The organism is Vibrio scophthalmi LMG 19158 (assembly GCF_000222585.1).
GTDB lineage: Bacteria > Pseudomonadota > Gammaproteobacteria > Enterobacterales > Vibrionaceae > Vibrio > Vibrio scophthalmi.
The window spans coordinates 147,092-170,563 of sequence record NZ_AFWE01000040.1 but is presented as its reverse complement, the minus strand read 5'-3'; the positions used below and the strand labels follow the sequence as shown (position 1 = coordinate 170,563).

The 23,472-nt window shown below is 45.9% G+C and carries 16 protein-coding genes; 13 read left to right on the top strand and 3 right to left on the bottom strand.

The window, feature by feature from the left end; translation table 11 throughout:
• Positions 1-31 precede the first annotated feature (31 nt).
• From RH88_RS02535 to RH88_RS02475, 13 genes are all read left to right on the top strand, one after another.
• Entirely contained in the window at positions 32-3,415 is a 3,384-nt protein-coding gene (locus tag RH88_RS02535) for a response regulator (RefSeq protein WP_005593238.1), read from the top strand.
• A gap of 642 nt (positions 3,416-4,057) precedes the next feature.
• A complete protein-coding gene (locus tag RH88_RS02530; RefSeq protein WP_005593237.1) occupies positions 4,058-5,740 on the top strand; it encodes an ABC transporter substrate-binding protein in 1,683 nt (560 codons plus the stop codon).
• A gap of 172 nt (positions 5,741-5,912) precedes the next feature.
• Positions 5,913-6,899, top strand: coding sequence for an ABC transporter permease (locus RH88_RS02525; protein ID WP_005593236.1), 987 nt, complete (start codon positions 5,913-5,915; stop codon positions 6,897-6,899).
• Positions 6,900-6,901: 2 nt separating this feature from the next.
• Positions 6,902-7,927 (top strand): ABC transporter permease, encoded by a 1,026-nt coding sequence (locus RH88_RS02520; RefSeq protein ID WP_005593235.1) that lies wholly within the window; start codon positions 6,902-6,904, stop codon positions 7,925-7,927.
• Positions 7,928-7,929: 2 nt separating this feature from the next.
• Entirely contained in the window at positions 7,930-8,913 is a 984-nt protein-coding gene (locus RH88_RS02515; protein WP_005593234.1) for an ABC transporter ATP-binding protein, read from the top strand.
• A 39-nt stretch (positions 8,914-8,952) separates the two neighbouring features.
• Positions 8,953-9,948, top strand: a complete 996-nt coding sequence (locus RH88_RS02510; RefSeq protein WP_005593233.1) for an ABC transporter ATP-binding protein — start codon at positions 8,953-8,955, stop codon at positions 9,946-9,948.
• Between the two features lie 80 nt (positions 9,949-10,028).
• A complete protein-coding gene (locus RH88_RS02505) occupies positions 10,029-11,747 on the top strand; it encodes a glycoside hydrolase family 9 protein (protein WP_005593231.1) in 1,719 nt (572 codons plus the stop codon).
• Positions 11,748-11,751: 4 nt separating this feature from the next.
• A complete protein-coding gene (locus RH88_RS02500; protein ID WP_005593229.1) occupies positions 11,752-12,627 on the top strand; it encodes a glucosamine kinase nucleotide-binding domain-containing protein in 876 nt (291 codons plus the stop codon).
• A 12-nt stretch (positions 12,628-12,639) separates the two neighbouring features.
• On the top strand, positions 12,640-14,553 hold the full coding sequence (locus RH88_RS02495) for a beta-N-acetylhexosaminidase (RefSeq protein WP_005593228.1): 1,914 nt from the start codon (positions 12,640-12,642) through the stop codon (positions 14,551-14,553).
• A 93-nt stretch (positions 14,554-14,646) separates the two neighbouring features.
• The gene (locus RH88_RS02490) at positions 14,647-17,055 is read left to right on the top strand and encodes a glycoside hydrolase family 94 protein (protein WP_005593227.1); all 2,409 of its coding nucleotides are present in this window, start codon (positions 14,647-14,649) and stop codon (positions 17,053-17,055) included.
• A 49-nt stretch (positions 17,056-17,104) separates the two neighbouring features.
• Entirely contained in the window at positions 17,105-18,517 is a 1,413-nt protein-coding gene (locus RH88_RS02485) for a phosphoglucomutase/phosphomannomutase family protein (RefSeq protein ID WP_005593226.1), read from the top strand.
• A 161-nt stretch (positions 18,518-18,678) separates the two neighbouring features.
• Positions 18,679-19,239 (top strand): DJ-1/PfpI family protein, encoded by a 561-nt coding sequence (locus tag RH88_RS02480; RefSeq protein WP_005593225.1) that lies wholly within the window; start codon positions 18,679-18,681, stop codon positions 19,237-19,239.
• 97 nt (positions 19,240-19,336) lie between these two features.
• The gene (locus tag RH88_RS02475; protein WP_005593224.1) at positions 19,337-19,615 is read left to right on the top strand and encodes a ribbon-helix-helix domain-containing protein; all 279 of its coding nucleotides are present in this window, start codon (positions 19,337-19,339) and stop codon (positions 19,613-19,615) included.
• On the opposite strand, the gene RH88_RS02470 is transcribed toward RH88_RS02475, so the two are convergent.
• From RH88_RS02470 to RH88_RS02460, 3 genes are all read right to left on the bottom strand, one after another.
• On the bottom strand, positions 19,612-20,643 hold the full coding sequence (locus RH88_RS02470) for an ABC transporter ATP-binding protein (RefSeq protein WP_005593223.1): 1,032 nt from the start codon (positions 20,641-20,643) through the stop codon (positions 19,612-19,614). The genes RH88_RS02475 and RH88_RS02470 overlap by 4 nt on opposite strands.
• On the bottom strand, positions 20,643-22,268 hold the full coding sequence (locus RH88_RS02465; protein WP_005593222.1) for an ABC transporter permease: 1,626 nt from the start codon (positions 22,266-22,268) through the stop codon (positions 20,643-20,645). The genes RH88_RS02470 and RH88_RS02465 overlap by 1 nt, the downstream gene beginning before the upstream one ends.
• A gap of 87 nt (positions 22,269-22,355) precedes the next feature.
• Positions 22,356-23,369 carry a Fe(3+) ABC transporter substrate-binding protein gene (locus RH88_RS02460; protein WP_005593221.1) on the bottom strand — a complete coding sequence of 338 codons (1,014 nt, stop codon included), beginning with the start codon at positions 23,367-23,369 and terminating at the stop codon, positions 22,356-22,358.
• Between the last annotated feature and the right edge of the window lie 103 nt (positions 23,370-23,472).

Sequence of the window (23,472 nt, the reverse complement as noted above, 5' to 3'; positions counted from 1 at the left end):
CTTGGTTCTCATGGAAAGTCATCCCCTTATCATGTTTAAGTTGTATCGAAAACAAAGATTCAAACGCCTGCAAAATACACTCATGCTGGCATTTTTGGCGCTCAGTATCACGCCTCTAACTGTGATCGCCCTCTTCTTCCTCAATTCGCACAGCCAAGATCTGCAAGAACAAAGCACTTCACATCTTCTCTCTGTACGAGATAGTAAGCACCAACAGATTGTTGATTATCTTGATGCACGCGAATCGGAAGTGATGGGGTTTGTCCGTTCAGAGCTCGCTTACGCCAGTGGCGGCCGCTTCTATGGCTTAGTCAATGCATTCCAAAGTCTCGGTTTGGACATCAACCAGGCTCGTGATTATGCGCAGCAACGCTATATTCAAGGCTCTGGGAATCAGATTAAAACGTCAATTTTGCCGCAATCGGACATTTATAACGGTACAGAGCGCTATCGATTACTACATACTCGTTATCATCGCGCCTATTTAGAACTGTTAAAACGTTCTGATTTTGACGACATTTTGTTGGTCGATATTAACGGCAACGTCACCTATTCCATCTATAAGCACGATAACTTCGGTACCAACCTGATCTCTGGTAAATACAAAGACGATAACTTAGGCTTGGCCTTTCAAAAACTGAAGAAAAATGTCACGTCGGTACGTAAGACCAATGAAGACTACACGCCAGTGTTCTTCTCTGACTTTGAAACTCATCATGGAAAATCTTACGCTTGGATCGGTGCGCCAATCATCCAACAAGGCTACCTGCATAGCTACGCGATGTTCCGTCTACCAAATAATAGTTTGACCAAATTGATGGCTGACAATAACAACATTTGGTCGATAAAAACCTTACTGGTTGGTGAAGACCACAAGCCACGTACCCTTGCTTATAGCCAAGAAGAGGTTGATAACAGCCTGACTATTATCGATCGTGCCTTTAACAATCCAGCGTCAGTAGGCACCTTTACCAATGCTCTCGGTGAAGAGATCATTGCTGCCTACAGCCATATCCAAACCAAAGGTATTGACTGGGCACTTGTGGTGGAAGTTGCTGAAAAAGAGGCCTTTGCGCGTGTACAACAGCTTGAGCGATTGTTTGTTTTTGCCATGCTGTTTGCCATTATCGTGGTGGTCATCGCTTCGCACTACCTCTCCAACTTCATCACGCTACCATTATTGAAATTAACGTGGTCGGCAGAAAAAGCCTCCGCCGGTGATCTCAATGCTGAAATCAACACTCAGCGTAAAGATGAGATTGGCCGACTCGCCATTGCGTTTGATCGCATGCAGCGTTCTATTCGTGACAAAATCCAGCTTATTCGCGAACAAAATGAAGAGCTGGAAGATAACCTCACGATAATCCAAAAGAAAAACGATGAATTGCAGCTGGCCAACAAACTTAAAGATGAGTTTCTTGCCACCACTTCACACGAATTACGCACCCCACTGCATGGCATGATTGGTATTGCTGAAGCGCTTATTTCGGGGGCTAGTGGGCCGATTACTGCCGATCATAAATATCAACTCGATATTATCATCAGCAGCGGACAACGCTTAACCACCTTGGTTGACGATCTACTCGACTATCACAAAATGCGTTATGGCAATCTTGACATCGAAACCTGTGGTGTCGACTTATCGAGTGCCACTCGCCTTGTGCTAGAGCTCTCGTCACACCTACTGGGTAACAAACAGATCCGCATTATTAACCAAGTGGCGGCTGAGCCAGTTTGGGTTGCGGCGGATCCACAACGTCTTGAACAGGTGCTTTATAATCTCGTTGGTAACGCGATCAAATACACCCGCGAAGGTAAAATTGTTATTTCTGCCACGGTAGTAGACGATAAAATTCGCGTGCAAGTGGTTGATACAGGCCAAGGCATTCCTGCCGACCAAATCGAGCATATTTTCGAACCATTAATCCAAGCCAGCGATGATGCCAGCCGCTACCGTCAGGGTGCAGGCCTTGGTCTGTCTATTAGCCGCCAGTTAGTTGAATTGATGGATGGCTCACTCTATGTCAGCAGCCAACCAATGGTCGGCACAACATTTAGCTTTACCTTACCGATTGCCACCGAAGCGCAAATCGCGCAGGCGAGCCATAACGATAGCATCCACTTTAAAGTACCTGAGAGCTATGAACTAGAAGAGGCCAGCATTAGTAGCCTACCTGAGAACCCAGATGGCCAATTGCTGCTTGTTGTGGATGATGAACCGGTAAACTTAAGAGTATTGGACAGCTTCTTAAGAATCGCGGGCTATCGCGTGCGCACGGCGAAAGATGGGTTTGAAGCCTTACAACAAATTGAACAAGAAAGACCGGAACTGGTGCTACTGGATGTGATGATGCCGGGCTTAAGTGGCTATCAAGTCTGTGAAACCATTCGTGAAAATTACAGCCAGTCAGAATTGCCTGTCATTATGTTAACTGCCTTAAACCAGCCTGATGACCGTATTCGTGGCTTCAATTCCGGTGCCAATGACTACTTATCAAAACCATTCAATAAACAAGAGTTGGCGGCCCGTATTTTAGTGCACCTGTCTGCAAGCCAAGCTGAATTGCGTAAAGCGGAAAACCACCGTTTACAGCAAGAATTAAAACAACGTGCCGCCGTGGAAGCGAGCTTGCTCGAAACACAAGGTCGATTGCTAGAGCAACTGGAGTCTGCTCCAGAAGCGATAATCTGTATCCGGGACGATGGTCGAATCCGCTTTGCTAACGAAGCGGCAGCACGACTGTTTAAACGCAGCACCGAACAGCTAAAACGTTCAAATGCAGACGAAATTTTAGGCCCTAAGTTCCTTGATGTTGAGCAAGAGCACTATTGCGGTAAGGTTGATATCTACGTTGAGGATACCCGCCAACATCTCGATGCCGACATTCTGCGTCTGCCACTGGAATCAGGCCTTAAGTCAATGTACATCTTTGATAATGGCGGCGGCGCCAATGCGGTGCGTATTCACAACCTAGAGACCGCCATAGAGGCACTTTCAAGCTATGCGTTTGACGGTGACAAGGGCAAGTTACAAGAGCTCAAAGAATTAGGCGGTGAATTTACTCGCCTTGCTGACCGTGTCACAGGTGAACATAAGTCGAAACAGGAAGTGATGCGCGAAGTATTGGTGGATGCAATGACAACCGCAATCAATTACTGGGAAAACAGTTCAGGCCAAACCAAGTTTGCCTTTGCCGAGCAAAGTGGTTTATGGCGCGTCTATCTAGACCGCAGTACTCTGCAAACGCGTACCTTGGATAAATACCTACGTATCGAAACGCTACCGAAAACACCACGTTGGCGTACCGTACTGAGCTCACTGGAATATATTCTTGATAACAGCCACGAGATGAATGCCGAACGAGCACTGATTGAAGAGCTGCGAGATAAGCTTCAACACCTACTGACCAGTTAGTGAGTTCAATCACTATCCAGCCCGTCAAATCGATGGGCTTTTTTTTATCTTGAGATAATCGTTCTCATTAGCGTTTTTACACAGCGAAAAACAACTTGGTTTCACGTCGACAATTGTTTGAAACTGAGCCCAAAAATAACGGTCAAAAACGCTAAAATCCGCCTAAAAGTAAATAAAGCAACGTAATTGCGAACCCAATCACAACAATTCGTCAGTTTAAAATTAGCGTAGTGAATTAACACTAAAACCGCCTAGTGATGGAGATCGCACCGAACCAGAACCACCAACACAACCATTTAAAATAAAGAAACAAGAAGATAGTGAACACTAACTTAACACCATCACCCCAAGGCAAACTGCGACACACTTCAAAGCTTGTTTTTTAACCGTATTGAGCAAAAAATACAATTAATTGACGTTATTGACGTTACTGAGTGGTGTTTTGACGTTTTTAACGGGAATGGCAATTGATAAACATGCGAATTCAGTGTTTTCTAGATGTGCCTAGGGCCTACAGGCCACTCATATTTCCCAACAACCTCTGACGTTGAGAAATAGTTTCTGAGGTAGGTCTTGGCGAGTGTTCATCAATTGATAACATTCATCCATTAGTGAAATGAAAGCAAATAGTAAGGAACAGCTATGCTTGCCAACATTAAAAAAACTGCATTAGCAACAGCGATCATCGCAACAGCTACTACTGGTTTCGCATCAGTAGCAACTGCAGCAGAAAAAAGTGAACTAACGATCCACCCTAAAGAGTACACTACCTTCGTACGTAACTTTAACCCGTACCTAGGTGCAACTAACTTGCACACTACTCGTGATTTCCTATACGAGCCGCTAGTTGTATTCAACGAAATGCACGGTAACACTCCTGTATTCCGTCTAGCTGAAGGTTTTACCGTTGCTGACGATCTACTAAGTGTTGTTTTCGATATCCGTAAAGGCGTTAAATGGTCTGACGGCGAAACATTCAACGCAGACGACGTTATCTACTCTTTTGAACTAGTTAAAGCAAAACCTGAACTAGACCAAGCAGGTACTAACGCTTGGGTTACTAGCGTAGAGAAACTGAACGACTACCAAGTTAAGTTCAACATTGCGGAAGCGAACTCAAACGCGCCTTACGAAATCGTTAAACTACCTATCGTTCCTGAGCACATCTGGAGCAAAGTAAAAGATCCATCAACGTTCACAAACGAAAATCCAGTAGGTACTGGTCCGTTTACTGAAATCGATACTTTTACTCCTCAACTTTACACACAATGTCGTAACCCTAACTACTGGGATGCTGACAACCTAGAAGTTGACTGTCTACGTGTTCCGCAAATCGCGAACAACGACCAGTTCCTAGGTAAAGTTGTAAACAGCGAAATGGACTGGACTTCATCGTTCGTTCCAGATATCGACCGTACTTACGCAGCTGCAAGTCCTAACCACCAATACTGGTACCCGCCATCAGGTACTCAGTCATTCGTAGTTAACTTCAAGCACCCAGATGCAGTGAAGAACGAAGCGTTAACTAACGTTGACTTCCGTCGCGCATTCTCTATGGCTATTGACCGTCAAACTATTATCGACATCGCATTCTACGGCGGCGGTACAGTGAATGACTTCGCTTCTGGTCTTGGTTACGCGTTTAAGACTTGGTCTGACGAAGAAACTCACGCTAAGTACAAAGGCTACAACACGTACAACGTTGAAGGTGCTAAAGCGCTACTAGCTAAAGCTGGCTTTAAAGATGTGAACAAAGACGGTTTCGTTGACACTCCATCTGGTAAGTCTTTCGAACTTCTAATCCAATCTCCAAACGGTTGGACTGACTTCAACAACACTGTTCAACTTGCTGTTGAGCAACTGGCTGAAGTAGGCATCAAAGCGAAAGCGCGTACACCAGACTTCTCTGTGTACAACCAAGCGATGCTAGAAGCAACGTACGACGTAGCATACACCAACTACTTCCACGGTGCGGATCCACACCTATACTGGAACAGTGCTTACAACTCAGCACTTCAGTCTGGTGACGGCATGCCACGCTTTGCTTTGCACTACTACAAGAACGACAAGCTAGATGGTCTTCTAAACAGCTTCTACAAAACTGCTGATAAGAAAGAACAGCTAGACATCGCTCACGGTATCCAGCAAATCATCGCAGCTGACCAAGTAACGGTTCCTGTAATGTCTGGTGCATACATGTACCAATACAATACAACTCGTTTCACTGGTTGGTGGAATGAAGAAAATCCTAAGGGTCGTCCAAACATTTGGGACGGTATCCCTGAGCGTCTACTACACGTACTGGACCTAAAACCAGTTAAGTAATTAGACATTCAATATAGCGGCGCACATCCCGTGCGCCGCACATCCCCCCTCCTGTTAGCATTTATGGTATGGCGCTTTGCGTCAGGGGATTTTTCGCGCTCAAATAAGTAGTTTCGCTGAGGGCGACCTGACACCAGGAACAGGGAAAATCTGGGTGATTAAGGTGTAAGTTATGGGTTATTTTTTAAGACGTTTGTCATTTTATTTTGTCGCTCTTTTAGTTGCGGCAACGTTGAACTTTATTATTCCGCGAGCAATGCCTGGTGACCCAGTTACCATGATGTTTGCCAACGCTTCGGTTCAGGTTACTCCTGAGCGTATTGAAGCAATGAAACAACTACTAGGCTTCGTAGATGGTCCTATTTGGATGCAATACTTTGCCTACATGAAAAACATTCTGAGCTGGGAGCTGGGTACTTCGATTCAATTCTACCCTCTGTCAGTAAACACTCTACTTGGTGGTGCATTTGGCTGGTCTCTATTCCTAGCAGGTACTGCAGTAGTTTTTTCATTCTCTCTTGGCTCAATCTTAGGTATCTACGCAGCTTGGAAACGCGGTAGTAAATACGATGCGTTCATTACTCCTGGCATGCTAGTTATCCAAGCAGTACCTCAAGTCGTTATTGCCATGATTGCACTGTTTACTTTCGCAATCGGTCTTAAATGGTTCCCTACGGGTTACGCTTACACAGCGGGTACATCTCCTGACTGGACAAGCTGGGCGTTCATTAAAGACGTCGCTTACCACGCAGTACTACCGCTAGTGTGTGCAACCATCGTTCAGATTGGTGGCTTCCTAGTAAACATGCGTAACAACATGATCAACCTACTAGCGGAAGATTACATTACGATGGCGAAAGGCAAAGGCCTAAGCGAAAAACGTATTGTATTTAACTACGCAGCTCGTAACGCGATGCTTCCAAGTGTAACCGCACTTTCAATGGCACTAGGTATGGCAATCGGTGGTCAGTTGATTATCGAAATCATCTTTAACTACCCAGGTCTAGGTTCAGTTCTATTTAACGCGATTAAAGCGCGTGATTACCAAGTACTTCAAGGTCAGCTACTTATCATGACGTTATTCATGCTGTTCTTTAACCTACTTGCAGACATGCTATACGTAGTTCTCGACCCTCGCCTACGTAAGGGAGGTAAATAATAATGAAAGGTATCTTCAAACTGATCGTCGGTAACCCGATGGCACTGGTTGGCAGTATTATTCTTAGCGCGTTTGTTTTGATGGCTCTATGTGCACCGCTACTTGCAAAGCACGCTCCAGACAAACGTACTGGTAACCCACACGAATATCCAGCATCTGTGGTAAAAGCTGCACAAGCAAATCCAGATGGTTGGGTAGCGAAAAACCTAGCTGATGATCGCCGCACTTTGATTATGTCGAAAAAAGCGGACCACGTAATGGGTACCTCTCGTATGGGCCGTGACGTTTGGTCTCAGTTCGTACACGGTTCTCGCGTATCACTATCAGTAGGTTTTGGCGCTGGTATCACAGTATGTTTTCTAGCGACGGTTATCGGTATCTCAGCAGGTTACTTCGGTGGACGTGTTGATGACTTCCTAACTGCAGCAATGAACATCATGCTGGTTATTCCACAGTACCCACTACTGTTTGTTCTCGCGGCCTTTATCGGTGAGGCAGGGCCACTAACCATTGCCTTAATCATCGGCTTTACGGCCTGGGCCTGGGGTGCTCGTGTTATACGCTCCCAAACTCTTGCCCTACGTGAAAAAGAGTTCGTTAAAGCAGCAGAAGTATTGGGTGAATCTTCATGGCGCATCATCTTCGTTGAGATTTTGCCAAACCTTATCCCAATCGTTGGTGCAAGCTTCATCGGTTCAGTTATGTACGCAATCATGATGGAAGCCACTATCTCGTTCCTAGGTCTTGGTGACCCGAACACCGTTAGCTGGGGTATCATGCTGTACAACGTACAGACATCATCTTCAATGCTGATTGGCGCTTGGTGGGAACTACTCGCTCCATGTATGGCTCTGATTCTTCTTATGACTGGTCTTGCTCTACTTAACTTCGCTGTGGATGAAATTGCTAACCCGCAACTTCGCTCACACAAAGGTATGAAGCGTTGGAAGAAGCTTGCTGCGCAAGATAAAAACGAGCGTGAACCTGAGCTACCACCACAAAATGCACTTTGGAGCGGAGATAAATAATCATGACAGCACCACTAATTTCCGTCCGCAACCTTTGCGTTGACTACATCACAGCATCGGGCGATGTCCGTGCCTGTAACAATGTGAGCTTTGACCTAGCACCAGGTGAAGTCTTTGGCCTAGCCGGTGAATCTGGTTGTGGTAAATCGACCGTTGCCTTCTCGCTAATGCGTCTACATAAGCCGCCAGCATTTATCACCGGTGGTGAGGTTATTTTCAACGGCGAAAATATCCTCAACTACAGCGACGAGCGCATGCAAGCTTTCCGCTGGAGCGAGATGTCGATGGTTTTCCAAAGTGCGATGAACGCACTAAACCCTGTACTGACGATGGAAGAACAGTTCTGTGACGTAATCATGCGTCACACGAACATGACTCGTGAGCAAGCGAAAAGACGTGCAGAAGGTTTATTGGAAATCGTTGATATCCACCCTAACCGTTTGACTGACTACCCTCACCAGTTCTCTGGTGGTATGCGTCAACGTTTGGTTATCGCGATTGCATTGGCGCTTAATCCCAAAATGATCATCATGGATGAACCAACAACAGCGCTAGACGTTGTGGTTCAACGTGAAATTCTTCAAAAGATCTATGCACTGAAAGAAGAGTTTGGTTTCTCGATTCTGTTTATTACACACGACCTATCATTGATGGTCGAGTTCTCAGACCGTATCGGCATCATGTACTCAGGTGAATTGATCGAAGTTGCTCCATCGAAGGAAATTTTAACTAGCCCTTACCACCCGTACACCAAAGGGCTGGGAAGTTCATTCCCTCCATTGACTGGGCCTAAAACTAAGCTGACAGGTATCCCTGGCAACCCATTGAACTTGCTAGAAATACCACAAGGCTGTCGTTTCCAGGCACGTTGCGACCGTGTGCATGACAAATGTACTCAAGTTGCGACTCAGTTGAGAGAGATTGAACCTAACCATCTTTCTAACTGCCACCTTTACGGTGAGCCAATTGCCCAGACCAAAATCTAGCAATTAATAAAGAAAAACTAAAAATTTCTGGAGTCAATTATGAGCAAAGCGTATGGCGAATTACTGGTTGAGGGTAAAAACCTTATTAAGGATTTCCCGATCAGTAGTAACGCCCTTAAACAACCGATGATGCGTGCGATCAACGACGTATCATTCAAAATGTACAAAAGTCGCGGCTTAGCAGTAGTAGGTGAATCAGGTTCTGGTAAATCAACTACAGCAAAAATGATCGCAAAAATGTATGCCCCAACATCAGGCACTATCGAATACAAAGGACGCGATATCTTAGATATCAACTCTAAATCCGATTTGATGCACTACCGTGAAGGCGTGCAAATGGTTTGGCAAGACCCGTTTGGCTCGCTAAACCCAACGCACAACATTTTCCACCACATTGCTCGACCACTGTTGATCCATAAAAAGGTTAACCCAGGTAACAAAAAGGAATTGGAAGAGCATGTTTACGATTTGCTAGAGCAAGTTGGCTTGATCCCACCAAAAGAAACAGCGGAAAAATACCCGCATCAGCTTTCAGGTGGTCAACGTCAACGTGTCAACCTAGCACGTAACATTGCGGTTGGTGCAGAAGTCGTTCTAGCGGATGAACCAACATCAATGCTCGACGTTTCAATTCGTGCCGGCGTACTTAACCTAATGGAAGAGATGAAGTTTGAGAAGGAAATGTCTCTACTTTACATCACGCACGATATCGCAACAGCGCGTTACATTGCGGAAGACATCGCAGTTATGTATGTCGGACACATGGTTGAATGGGGCGATACGGAAGAGATCATCCATGATCCTCAACACCCGTATACCCAGTTGCTGGTTTCTGCCGTGCCAGATCCAAGCAAGTCAATCCATACAGAGCTAAAAGGCAACAAAGGTGAAATTCCACTTTGGACGCCAAACTCTGTCGGCTGTCCTTTCGCAGGCCGTTGTACTCATGTCACTGAGAAATGTCGTGAGCGCTTACCAAGCGTGACGCAACTTTCTGAGAACCACTTTGTGCGTTGTTACCTTTTCGAAGACTAAGCACGAAAGAGCCAAGAGACCTGTTCTCTTGGCTCTCATAATTTAATTGAAGTCATTAAGAATTTTTTGCGGAGATATCAATGCTGCTAATTACTAACCATATTGGTTATGAATCCCTTGGGCCTAAGCAGGCTGTTTTGATGACAAAAAAGACGCGCCAGTCTACTACCACTGCCTTGCTGGTGTGCGCTGATAGCCATCAAACAGTTGCAACTTTGCATGTCCAAAAGGGCAGCAAAGTCGCTAACTGGCACCAAGGGAATTTTTTCCGCATTGATTTTTCTGATTTCCAAACCCCAGGTTGCTACTACTTACGTTTCGATAATATTCGCTCAGAAGTATTCGAAATTGGTCAAGGCGTATTAATGCAGCAAACCTTCTCTGACGTACTGCACTATTTCAAATCTCAACGCTGTGGCGGCATTTTCGATAAACAAGATAAGCAAGCTCGTATTCTTGGCAGCGATGAAACCATCGATGCTCATGGCGGTTGGTATGATGCATCTGGTGATGTAAGTAAGTACCTAAGTCACTTATCTTACGCAAACTACTTTAACCCTCAACAAACCCCAATGGTGGTTTGGAATATGCTTAAAGGGTTAGAGCTTGTGGGTGACAATGAAAAATTTGCCCAATACTCACGCGTTCGCTTAGCAGAAGAAGCGCTATTCGGTGCTGACTTTTTGATGAGAATGCAAAACCCGCAAGGTTTCTTCTACATGACCGTATTTGATAAATGGTCTAAAGATATCAACCAACGCGAGATCTGCGCTTATGCCACTCAGCAAGGCCATAAGTCAGAAGATTACCAAGCAGGCTTTAGACAAGGTGGCGGTATTTCGATTGCTGCACTTGCTGCCGCAGCTCGTCTTAACGTTGAGGGTGATTACACCGCTCAAGAATATTTACAAGCGGCAGAAAAAGGCTATTGGCACCTTAAAGAAATGAACAGCCAGTATCTCAATGATGGTAAAGAGAACATCATTGATGAGTACTGCGCATTATTAGCGACTGTCGAGCTGTATCGCTCCACTCAAAATAATGATTTTCTTGCTGAAAGCCGCATTTGGGCACAGCGCCTGGCTGAGCGTCAAATGTCAGATGACAACATCAAGCATTATTGGTCTGCCAACCAAGATGGTTCACGCCCTTATTTCCATGCAGCGGAAGCCGGTTTACCGGTGATCGCGCTATGCGAATACCTTGCGTTTGAAAATGACCCAGCCTTAAAACAAAGCATTGAAAAAATCGTCGCACAAGCGATCAACTTTGAACTAACGATTTCTCACCAAGTGGCGAATCCATTTGGTTACCCACGCCAATATGTTAAACCTGTCAATGATGCAAAGCGTGCAGCTTTCTTCGTCGCTCACGACAATGAAACAGGTTACTGGTGGCAAGGTGAAAACGCGCGCCTAGGTTCTTTGGCGACCATGGCTTTCCTAGCGAAAAATTACGCTCAAGACGCCGCGCAGCAAAAACAATTAATTGAATTTGCACAAAATTCCCTCAACTGGGTCGTGGGTCAAAACCCATACAACATGTGCATGCTCGATGGTTACGGCCACAATAATCCTGACTATTTGCCTCATTTAGGCTTCTTCAACGCCAAGGGTGGCGTTTGCAATGGGATTACAGGCGGTTTTGAGGACGAGGAAGACATCGCCTTTAATCCAGCCAAACAGAAAGATGATATGTTGCAAAACTGGCGATGGGGTGAGCAATGGATTCCTCACGGAGCTTGGTATTTACTCGCCATCATCTGTCAATTCGACCATTTTGACAGCATAAAGGATTAGTAACATGACGCTATACCATGTCGGTATCGATGGCGGCGGCACTTCTTGCCGCGCACGTATTCGTGATGAGCACAACACATTAATTGGTGAAGCCAAAAGTGGCAGCGCTAACATCATGCTTGGCGCAGAAGTCGCGATGGCAGCCATTATCGATGCCATCACTTCAGCCGCTAAGCAAGGTGGACTGGACGACAAAGATTTCGCCAACATGCACATTGGTTTAGCGCTCGCTGGCGCAGAGCACAAAGCATCATGGCAACAATTCATGGCACAAGCGCACCCCTTTGCTTCAATGACACTCAATACGGATGCTTATGGCGCTTGTATTGGTGCGCATAACGGTGACGATGGTGCCATCATGATTGGTGGCACTGGCTCATGTGGTATCTACCTAAACGGTGGCGAGCAACATGTGGTGGGCGGCCGTGAATTTCCGATTTCAGACCAAGGAGGTGGCGCAGTCATGGGCCTTCGTCTGATTCAGCAAGTGCTGCTGGCTTACGATGGCATCGTCGAAAAAACCCCACTTGCTAGTCACGTTTTGCACCACTTCGACAATGACGTTGATGCCATTGTGGAATGGTCGAAAGGGGCGATACCAAAAGACTACGGTCAATTTTCTCCTGCTATTTTTGAACACGCCTACCAAGGTGACCCTCTGGCCATTTCGATGCTTAAGCAAACCGCAGCGGATATCGAGATGTTCCTCATTGCATTGAACAAGCAAGGCGCAACGCGCATTTGTCTAATGGGCAGTATAGCGGAACGCATTCAAGATTGGCTTTCCCCCCCTGTTCAACAATGGATCGTCGCCCCTCAATTCGATGCGATTGAAGGTGCAATTATGTTTGCTGGCAAGCCAGAGCATAATCTGTATTAAGGATTTGTAGATATGAGCTATCGCGTTGACCTGACCGTACTTGCCGAGCAAAAACAGTTTTGCCGCTTTGGTCTAACGTTACATAACCTATCAGACCAAGATTTGGTTGATTGGAAACTGCAATTTATTATCGACCGCTACATTTTGCCTGACAGCTTTACACACGGCGACGTGAAGCAAATTGGTAGCTTTTGTACAGTCACGCCTGAAGTCAACGTGCTTACCGCCAACACTCACTATTATTGCGAATTCAGCATTAGTACTGCGCCGCTGCGCTTCTACACTGATGGATTCAAAGATGCTTTATTGGTTGAGCAGGATGGCAAGGTATCGCACCCAGTTGTTGTAACACCAATTTCTCTTGCGTCACCTTACCGTGACCGCAGTTCGGTGCCAGATGTTGAGGCGAGCAAATTTGCTCTAATTCCAAAGCCAAATAAGATCGTTCACATGGATGGTCACTATTTACTGTCGCCAAATAGTCAAATCACTTTGCAAGCCAACCTTGCCGAGAAAGCTGCGACATGGCTGCAAGTCGAATTAGAGTCGCTGTATAGCTTTAAAACGCATCCGATTGGTCATAGCGATATTCTGTTTCGCAATAACCCAACATTAGATGAAGGTGAGTACACGCTAACCGTTAGCAGCAGCGGGATTCGCCTTGAAGCGGGTTCAGCGGCGGGCTTTGTACACGCCAGTGCCACTTTACTTCAGTTAATTGAAACCACTGAACAAGCCAATACACTCAAAGTACCGTACATCAAGATTACTGATGCACCACGTTTCCGCTATCGCGGCATGATGCTCGATTGTGCACGTCACTTTCATTCTGTTGAACGAGTAAAACGCTTAATTAATCATTTGGCTCACTACAAATTTAACCATTTTCATTGGCACCTGACCGATGATGAAGGTTGGCGTATTGAAATCAAAGCTTACCCTGAGTTGACTGAAATCGGCTCGATTCGTGGCCCAGGTACCGCTTTAGAGCCCCAGTTCAGTACATTGAACGGTGTCCATGGTGGTTTTTATAGCCAAGAGGAAATTCGTGATGTGATTGCCTATGCATCAGAGCGTGGCATTACCGTCATTCCTGAAATTGATATTCCAGGCCACTGCCGTGCGGCTCTCAAAGCGCTGCCTCATCTATTGAAAGATGACCAAGACCAATCGGTCTACCGCAGCATTCAGCATTATACCGACAACGTTCTGTCACCAGCGTTACCAGGCACCTATGAGTTCCTTGATACCGTGCTCACTGAAGTTGCCGAGTTGTTCCCATCACCTTGGGTTCACATTGGTGCGGATGAAGTGCCGGACGGAGTATGGGTCAATAGCCCAAGCTGCCGCATGTTGATGGAAAACCACGGCTACCAGAGCAGCAAAGAACTGCAAGGCCACCTACTGCGCTACGCGGAAAAACGCCTACAAACGCTCGGTAAACGCATGGTTGGCTGGGAAGAAGCACAACATGGTAACAAGGTCAGCAAAGACACCATTATTTATTCTTGGCTCAGCGAAGAAGCCGCACTCAACTGTGCCAGCCAAGGTTTTGATGTCATTTTGCAACCGGCGCAATACACCTATTTAGATATGACGCAAGACTACTCTCCGGATGAGCCGGGCGTCGATTGGGCCAGCACCATTCCACTGGAAAGTGCTTATCGTTATGAGCCTTTAAAAGAAGTCCCAGACAACGACCCTATTCGTAAACGAATTCTCGGTATTCAGTGTGCTTTGTGGTGTGAAATTGTTACCCACCAACAGCGCATGGATTACATGATTTTCCCGCGCTTAACCGCGATGGCAGAAGCCTGCTGGACGGATAAGCCACAACGCAACTGGCAAGACTATTTATCTCGATTGAAAGGTCATCTCCCCCTACTGGATAAACAGGGTGTCGAATACCGCCAACCGTGGAAATAAAAACAACAAGCTAACACATAACAATGTTAGTTGTTTTCTCTAGCTTAAAATTTTAACCACCTAAGAGTGGCTCTTGGTAAAAAGGAAATTAAGATGAAATACGGCTATTTCGATAACGACAATCGCGAATATGTCATTACTCGCCCTGACGTGCCTGCACCATGGACGAACTACCTAGGTACAGAAAAATTCTGTACTGTTATCTCACACAATGCTGGCGGTTACTCTTTCTACAACTCTCCAGAGTACAACCGTGTGACGAAATTCCGTCCAAACGCGACATTCGATCGCCCAGGACACTACGTTTACTTGCGTGATGACGAGACTGGCGATTACTGGTCAATCTCATGGCAGCCAGTAGCGAAGAGCCTAGACGAAGCGAGCTACGAAGTTCGTCACGGCCTGTCTTACTCGAAATTCAAGTGTGATTACAACGGCATTGAAGCAACTAAAACGCTATTCGTTCCTAAAGGCGAAGATGCGGAAGTTTGGGATGTTGTGATCAAAAACACGTCAGATAAGCCACGTACTATCAGTGCTTTCTCTTTTGTTGAGTTCTCTTTCAGCCATATCCAATCTGACAACCAAAACCACCAGATGTCTTTGTACTCTGCGGGTACGTCTTACAATGATGGCGTGATCGAATACGATCTTTACTACAACACCAATGATTTCGAAGGTTTCTACTACCTAGCTTCAACGTTTGATCCAGATTCATATGACGGTCAACGTGATAGCTTCCTAGGCGCGTACCGCGACGAAGCAAACCCACTAGCCGTAGAACAAGGTAAGTGTTTCAACACAGCGCAAACTTGTTACAACCACTGTGGTTCTCTACACAAGCAATTTGTTATTCAACCAGGCCAAGAAGTTCGCTTTGCTTACATCCTTGGTATCGGTAAAGGCAACGGTGAGCGTCTACGTGCGAAATACAAAAACCTTGCTGAAGTAGATAACGCATTTGCTGGCATCAAAGCGCACTGGGATGAGCGTTGTGCAAAATTCCAAGTGAAATCGCCTAACGAAGGTCTAGATACCATGATTAACGCATGGACTCTATACCAAGCTGAAACGTGTGTGGTTTGGTCTCGCTTTGCTTCATTTATCGAAGTGGGTGGTCGTACTGGCTTGGGTTACCGTGACACTGCGCAAGACGCAATCTCTGTTCCACATGCCAACCCTGCGATGACGCGTAAGCGTTTGGTTGATCTACTACGCGGCCAAGTAAAAGCCGGTTACGGTCTGCACCTATTCGATCCTGATTGGTTCGATCCAGAGAAAGCAGATGTTGCTCCATCTAAATCACCAACGGTAGTCCCTACCCCATCAGATGATGACAAAATCCACGGTATCGAAGATACCTGTTCTGATGACCACCTATGGTTAGTTCCGACTATCTGTAAGTACGTGATGGAAACTGGTGAGCACAGCTTCTTCAATGAAATGATCCCTTACGCAGATGGCGGCGTTGCGACTGTTTACGATCACCTGAAAGCAGCACTGGACTTCTCTGCGGAATACGTTGGTCAAACGGGTATCTGTAAAGGCCTACGCGCAGACTGGAACGACTGTCTAAACCTAGGCGGTGGTGAGTCTTCAATGGTGTCATTCCTCCACTTCTGGGCACTACAAGAGTTCATCGACCTAGCGAAGTTCCTAGGTAAGAACGAAGACGTGGAAAAATACACCATCATGGCGGCTAACGTTCGTGAAGCGTGTGAAACACACCTGTGGGATAACGAAGGCGGTTGGTACATCCGTGGTTTGACTAAGAATGGCGACAAGATCGGTACTGCGCAACAAGCGGAAGGCCGTGTACACCTTGAGTCGAATACCCTAGCAGTACTATCTGGTGCGGTTTCTCAAGAGCGCGGTGAAAAAGCGATGGATGCAGTTGATGAGAACCTATTCTCTGAATACGGTCTACATCTAAACTCACCATCATTTGCAACGCCAAATGATGACATCGGTTTTGTGACTCGCGTTTACCAAGGCGTGAAAGAGAATGGCGCTATCTTCTCGCATCCAAACCCATGGGCATGGGTTGCGGAAGCAAAACTAGGTCGTGGTGACCGTGCAATGAAGTTCTACGATGCACTAAACCCATACAACCAAAACGACATGATTGAAAAACGTTATGCAGAACCATACTCATACGTTCAGTTCATCATGGGTCGTGACCACCAAGACCACGGTCGTGCAAACCACCCATGGCTAACGGGTACGTCTGGTTGGGCTTACTTCGCTGTGACTAACTTTATTCTGGGTGTTCGTACCGGTTTTGATGGCCTAACCATCGATCCATGTATCCCAACCAACTGGCCTGGATTTGAAGTGACTCGTCAATGGCTAGGTGCAACCTACAACATCCAAGTTGTTAACCCAGATTCAGTCAGCAAAGGCGTGAAATCTATTACGCTAAATGGCGAGCAAATCACGGGTACAGCAGTACCGGTTCAAGCGGAAGGCTCAGTAAACGAAGTTATCGTAACACTAGGCTAATCTGATGGGCAGCAGTCACGCTGCTGCCCTCTTTCCTAAGGAATATCCCATGATCCAATTTGGTACAGGCGGCTGGCGCGCCTTCATTGGTGAAGAATTTACCAAAGACAACGTTCGTCTTGTTGCCCAAGCACTCTCTAATATTATTAACGATGAAAACGTCGCTGAACGCGGTTTTATCATCGGTTATGACCGTCGTTTCTTGTCTGACAAAGCAGCATGTTGGTTCTCTGAAGTTCTTGCCGCTAATAACATTAAAGTCAGCTTCATCGACAAGTTTGTTCCAACCCCTATCGTGATGTTTGAAGCAAAAGAGCGCAACTGTGCTTACTCTGCTTGCATTACCGCTTCGCACAACCCGGCTGACTACAATGGGATTAAAATTTTCATTGAAGGTGGCCGTGATGCAGATGAAGTCATCACACAAAAAGTTGAACAGCAGATTTCGACTCTAACCGCTGACCAAGTAAAAAGTGTCGATTTTGAACAAGCTCAGGCTGACCAACTGATTGAAATCATCAATCCAATGAACGCGTTTGTTGATTCAATCATTAACTTCATCGACATCGAAGCGATCAAAAAAGCCAATCTGCGCGTACTGATCGATCCGATGTTTGGTGTGGCGAAAAATGCCCTACAAACCGTTTTGATCAATGGCCGTTGTGAAGTAGACGTCATCAATGACGGTAAGAACCCAGACTTTGGTGGTTTAATGCCATCACCAAGTGCAGCCACGCTTTACCGCCTGATGCACATCGTCGCTCATGAAGGCTACGACATCGGTATCGGTACCGATGGCGATGCAGACCGTCTGGGTATCATCGATGAAAAAGGTCACTTTATTCATCCAAATGAAGTACTGATGCTGCTTTACTACTACATGCTTGAATACAAAGGCTGGAAAGGCTCTGTAGTGCGTAACATCGCGACCACGCATATCTTGGACAAGATTGCCGCTGATCATGGCGAGAAGAGCTTTGAGGTTCCAGTAGGCTTTAAGCACATTAGCTCACAAATGGAAGCCGATGATTCGCTTATCGGTGGTGAAAGTTCTGGTGGCTTAACGATTCGTGGTCACATCAAAGGCAAAGATGGCGTATTCGCCTCAAGCCTCTTGGTAGAAATGATCTCTGTGACGGGCAAGAAGATTTCTGAACTGCTCGATGAAATCTACGCGAAATACGGCTATGCCTATACCGCTGAAGGTGACTGCAAATTTAAACCTGCACACAGAGATGCGCTATACAGCAAAATTTACGTCGACAAGCAACTTCCTGAATTCGATTTTGACATCGAAAAGGTCAGCTACGAAGACGGAGCTAAAGTGTACTTTAAGAATGGCGGCTGGGTTATCGCTCGTTTCTCTGGTACCGAACCACTACTGCGTATCTTTGCTGAAATGGCAGACAAAGAAACCGCAGAGCGTGTGGTCCTACAGGTAAAAGAGTTCTTACAGCTCTAACAGTTTACCAAGCATCTCAACACCCTATAGGTGAGAGCATTGCCCAGCATTCGCTGGGCTTTTTTCTGCTCTCCAATCACTCGATGTAGTAATCCCTTATTACCACTAATTGTAAATAAGTTGTTAACTTAGCCATTCCACCACACAAGGAGTAAGTTCACATGGCTAAAGTACTGATCATTGCAGGCGATTTTGTTGAAGATTACGAGTTAATGGTGCCTTTTCAGGCGCTACAAATGTTGGGTCATCGCGTCGATGTCGTTTGCCCAGAAAAACTCAAAGGCGAGCAAATAAAAACGGCCATTCATGACTTTGAAGGTGACCAAACTTACACAGAAAAAGTAGGCCATAATTTCACCCTCAATCACAGCTTTCACACGGTACATTCGACTCAGTATGATGCCTTGCTGATCCCAGGGGGCCGCGCCCCTGAGTACTTAAGACTCAATCCAGAAGTGATCATCTTAGTTCAAGCTTTCTACCAAGATAATAAGCCGATCGCGGCGATTTGCCACGGTGCACAACTGCTCACCGCGGCAAACATTATTGAAGGACAACAGATTTCGGCTTACCCAGCTTGTCAGCCTGAAGTTGTGTTAGCTGGCGCGACCTACGTGGCACTAGAAATGGATCAAGCAGTCACTTCTGGTCAGTTTGTAACTGCACCTGCGTGGCCAGCACATCCAGCATGGCTTGCTCAATTCAACCAGCAGTTAGCCTAATACGATAACCCTTTGATCTTTGTTTAGACCAAAGGGTTACTGTGATTTCCTATCAATTGACTATGCTAATCACTCCTAAGCAAAGGATGTGCTTAATATGTGTGAGATCTACTCAGGTGCAGAAGTCGAGCTGTTCGCCTTAAAATCAAAGTCAGTACGCATTGACGGCGTCGTCACGAGCGTGCGACTGGAAGCGGTGTTTTGGAAGGTCATTGAAGACATCGCCAGCGAATCTGACATTAGCGTGGCTGAGTTTTTAACGCGTATTTATAATGAAGTGATAGAAAAAAGAGGCGAAGTCGGTAACTTCACCTCTTTATTGCGCGTTGCTTGTACCACCTATCTTAACGGTGGCCAGCGAATCTCTCTTAGCTAAAAAGCTAAAATACCTTGAGTTTCAACTTTAACCGAAACAGGCTGACCGATTTCTAATGGCTCAGAAGCGCTCGCTAGCAAGCGATTTCCGTAGGCATTAATCACATAGCGACAGTGATCGCCCATGAATTGCTGCTCCATCACGACCACACTGCTCTCTTCCACCGCGCTGATTTGAATATATTGCGGACGCAGTAGCAACTCACATTGTGCTTGTAACTCAATCTCTCTTTGCGCCGTCGCTTCAATCAAACCAAGCTCAGTTTGATATTCAAATTCCGATACACGTTGGGCCGTTAAGTAACTTCCGCCGCCAAGAAAATCAGCGACAAACTTGCTCGATGGCTGATAGTACAACTCCGTTGCCGTACCATACTGTTCAATCACACCATGATTCATCACCGCCATTTTATCGGCAAAGGCAAAAGCCTCTTCACGGCTGTGAGTAACAAAAATGGCCGTCACGCCTTGCTGCTTGAAGATTTTCCTAATTTCACCAATCAGTTCATGACGAACTTGAGTATCAATATTGGAAAATGGTTCATCGAGCAGCAATAAGTCTGGGTTATACGCCAATGAACGAGCAATCGCGACACGCTGCTGCTGACCACCAGAAAGCTGGTGCGGATAACGCTCGCCAAAGCCAGTAAGGTGCACTAACTCCAACATATCAGCCACAATGCTACGTTTTTCATCGTTGCTTAAATCGCGGAGGCCAAAGGCCACGTTTTGCTCAACGGTAAGATGAGGAAATAACGCATAATCTTGGAAGATCATCCCAATATTACGTTGCTCTGGCGGCAGCCAATTCTCACCATCGTCAATGGTCATACAGTTTAACGTCATCGACCCAGAGCTCAGGGGAAGCAAGCCAGCAATCGCTTTGAGCAAAGTCGTTTTACCACAGCCACTCGCGCCCAGTAAGCAGATAATCTCCCCCTGCTCCACTTCAAGAGAAAGCTCTTTTAAAATCGTTGTCTGCTCATCGTATTTGCAAGTGAGATTATTAATGGAAAGTGCACAGCTCATCAATGTACCTGCTCTAAAGAACGATTAATCAATACCAATGGCACAAGGCCAACCAGAACAAGAATCACCGCCGGCATAGCTGCCAGCTCTAGATGCTCATCTGACGCGTAGTTGAAAACATAAGTCGCCAGTGTTTCAAAATTAAATGGACGCAGTAATAGCGAGGCATTGAGCTCCTTCATTGACTCAATAAACACCAGCAGTGCTGCAATCAACGCACCACGACGAATCAAGGGCACATGCACTTTCAAGAGCATGGTATTGGGGTTGCAACCCATGGTACGAGAGGCCATATCAAGTGATGGAGATACCTTACTCAAACTACTTTCAATACTGCCAATTGCGACCGCAGAAAAACGCACCACTAACGCAAAAATAATCGCAAACATCGAGCCAGAGAAAATCAATCCCGGGCGGCCCCATTCCATCGCTTTCGCTAAGTCATTGACCGCATGATCCATAAAGATCACTGGCACCATAACACCAATGGCCAATACCGTGCCTGGCACCGCGTAGCCTAAAGAAGAGAGGCGCATAAACAGCACAGAAGTACGACTGGCACTCAAGCGATGATAGAAATTGACCACTAATGCGATCAGTACACCAATCACCGCCGCACTTAATGAAACATACAAACTATTGAGCGCGTATTGTTGAAATTCTGGCGTCCAGCTTTGGGCAAAATATTTATAAGCATAGAGGCACAACTGCCCTAGCGGGAAGATAAAGGCGACAGCCACCAAGCCCCAACACCAAATAAGTGCGAGCCATTTTTTCCAACCACGCAGTTCATAACGGAAATCTTCACGGCTGCTAAATTGGCTTTGAAACAGTTTTTGTTTACGGCGGCTGTAGCGCTCTAGCGACAACAACAGAATCACAAATACCAGCATGATCACCGAGATTTTTGCTGCAGCCGTTAAGCTAGAATAACCGAGCCAAGTATCGTAAACCGCGGTAGTAAGCGTATTCACAGCGAAATAGCTCACCGTACCAAAATCACCAATGGTTTCCATCGCCACCAGCGACAAACCAACGGCGATCGCAGGACGGACTAAAGGTAATGAAATACGGTAAAAGCTCTGCCAAGGGGAGCATTTAAGTAGTCGAGCCGATTGCAGCAAAGAAACATTTTGTTCCATAAAAGCTGCTCGACAAAGCAGATAAACGTATGGGTAAAGGACTAATGCCAACACAATAATCGCGCCGCCCAAGGTACGAATATCGGGGAACCAATAATCCCCAGCTTGCCAGCCCATCACATCTCGCAATGCAATTTGAATCGGGCCTGCAAAATCAAACCAATCAGTAAAAATATAACCGACGATATAAGCAGGCATTGCCAACGGTAGCACCAGAGCCCATTGCAAAATACGCTCGCTTGGCAAACGACACATCGCCATCAACCACGCACACGGGATACCAAAAAGAAGGGAAAGCAGCATCACACCAACAACCAGCACCACCGTATTATAGGTGTAAGTGGCCATCACTGTAGACATCAAGTGAGAGAAGAGTTGGTCTGTTTCACCAACTGCGGTAAAAAATATCGCTAAGATAGGTAAAACCAGCAGCAGAGCAAGCGCCCCACTGCTGGTTTTCCAGAAATAATTATTTTCTTTCATTGCCTAGTCATATCAGGCTGATGAGGTGTAAATACAAATACACCTCATTCCTTAAAACATTGGGTACTGTTATACCCTTAGATATGATTACAGGTCAAATTTCACTTCATCAAGTAACTTGATAGCCGCTTCATGGTGATCAGCAATTTTATCAAGTGAAATTGGGTCAGCTTTAAATTCGCCCCATGATGCCACTAGCTCAGAAGGTTTTACACCTGGTTTCACTGGGTATTCGTAGTTCACTTCTGCGTACATGTTTTGCGCAACATCACCGGCTAGGAACTCCATCAATTTCTGAGCGTTCTCTTTGTTTGGTGCGTATTTCGCCATCGCCATACCAGAGATGTTGACGTGCGTACCAGTGGTTTCTTGGTTAGGGAAGTTGATGTATACCGACTCTGCCCACGCTAGTTGCTCAGGATCGTTAACCATTTTACCTAGGTAGTAGCTGTTACCAAGAGCCACGTCACATAGACCTTCTTTAATCGCTTTCACTTGCGCGCGGTCGTTACCTTGCGGTTTACGAGCGAGGTTCGCTTTAACGCCTTCTAACCACTCTTTTGTTGCGGCTTCGCCGTTTTCAGCGATCATCGCTGAAACCAAAGAAACGTTGTAAGGGTGCTTACCGCTACGAGTACAAATTTTGCCTTTGAATTCAGGCTTAACAAGGTCTGCGTAAGTAAAATCTTGACCTAGTTTGCCAACACGGTCACGTGATGAGTAAACGCTACGAGTACGTGTAGTCAGAGCAAACCACTCGTTATCCGTATCTTGGTATTGCGCTGGAATATTTGTTTCAAGAATGTCGCTGTTCACTGGTTGAACTAAGCCTTTCTCTGTCAATTCAGAGAGACGGCTGATATCAACTGTTAGAACAACGTCTGCTGGACTGTACTCACCTTCTTGAGCTAGCTTTTCTGCTAACCCTTTTTTGGCAAACTTAACGTTTACTTTGATACCCGTTTCTTTAGTGAACTCGTTGAACATTGGTTCAACTAGGAAAGGTTGACGATAAGAGTATACGTTCACTTCATCAGCAGCCATTGCTGTAGGGGCGATAGTTGCACAAGCTAGTGCAGAAAGTGTGAGCAGCTTTTTCATTCTCAGAAATCCTTTATTTTTATTAAATGATAATGTTTATCAGTTGCGTTATTATAATCATGTGCCATTAGAATACAATTCTTAAACACAAAAAAACCTGCCG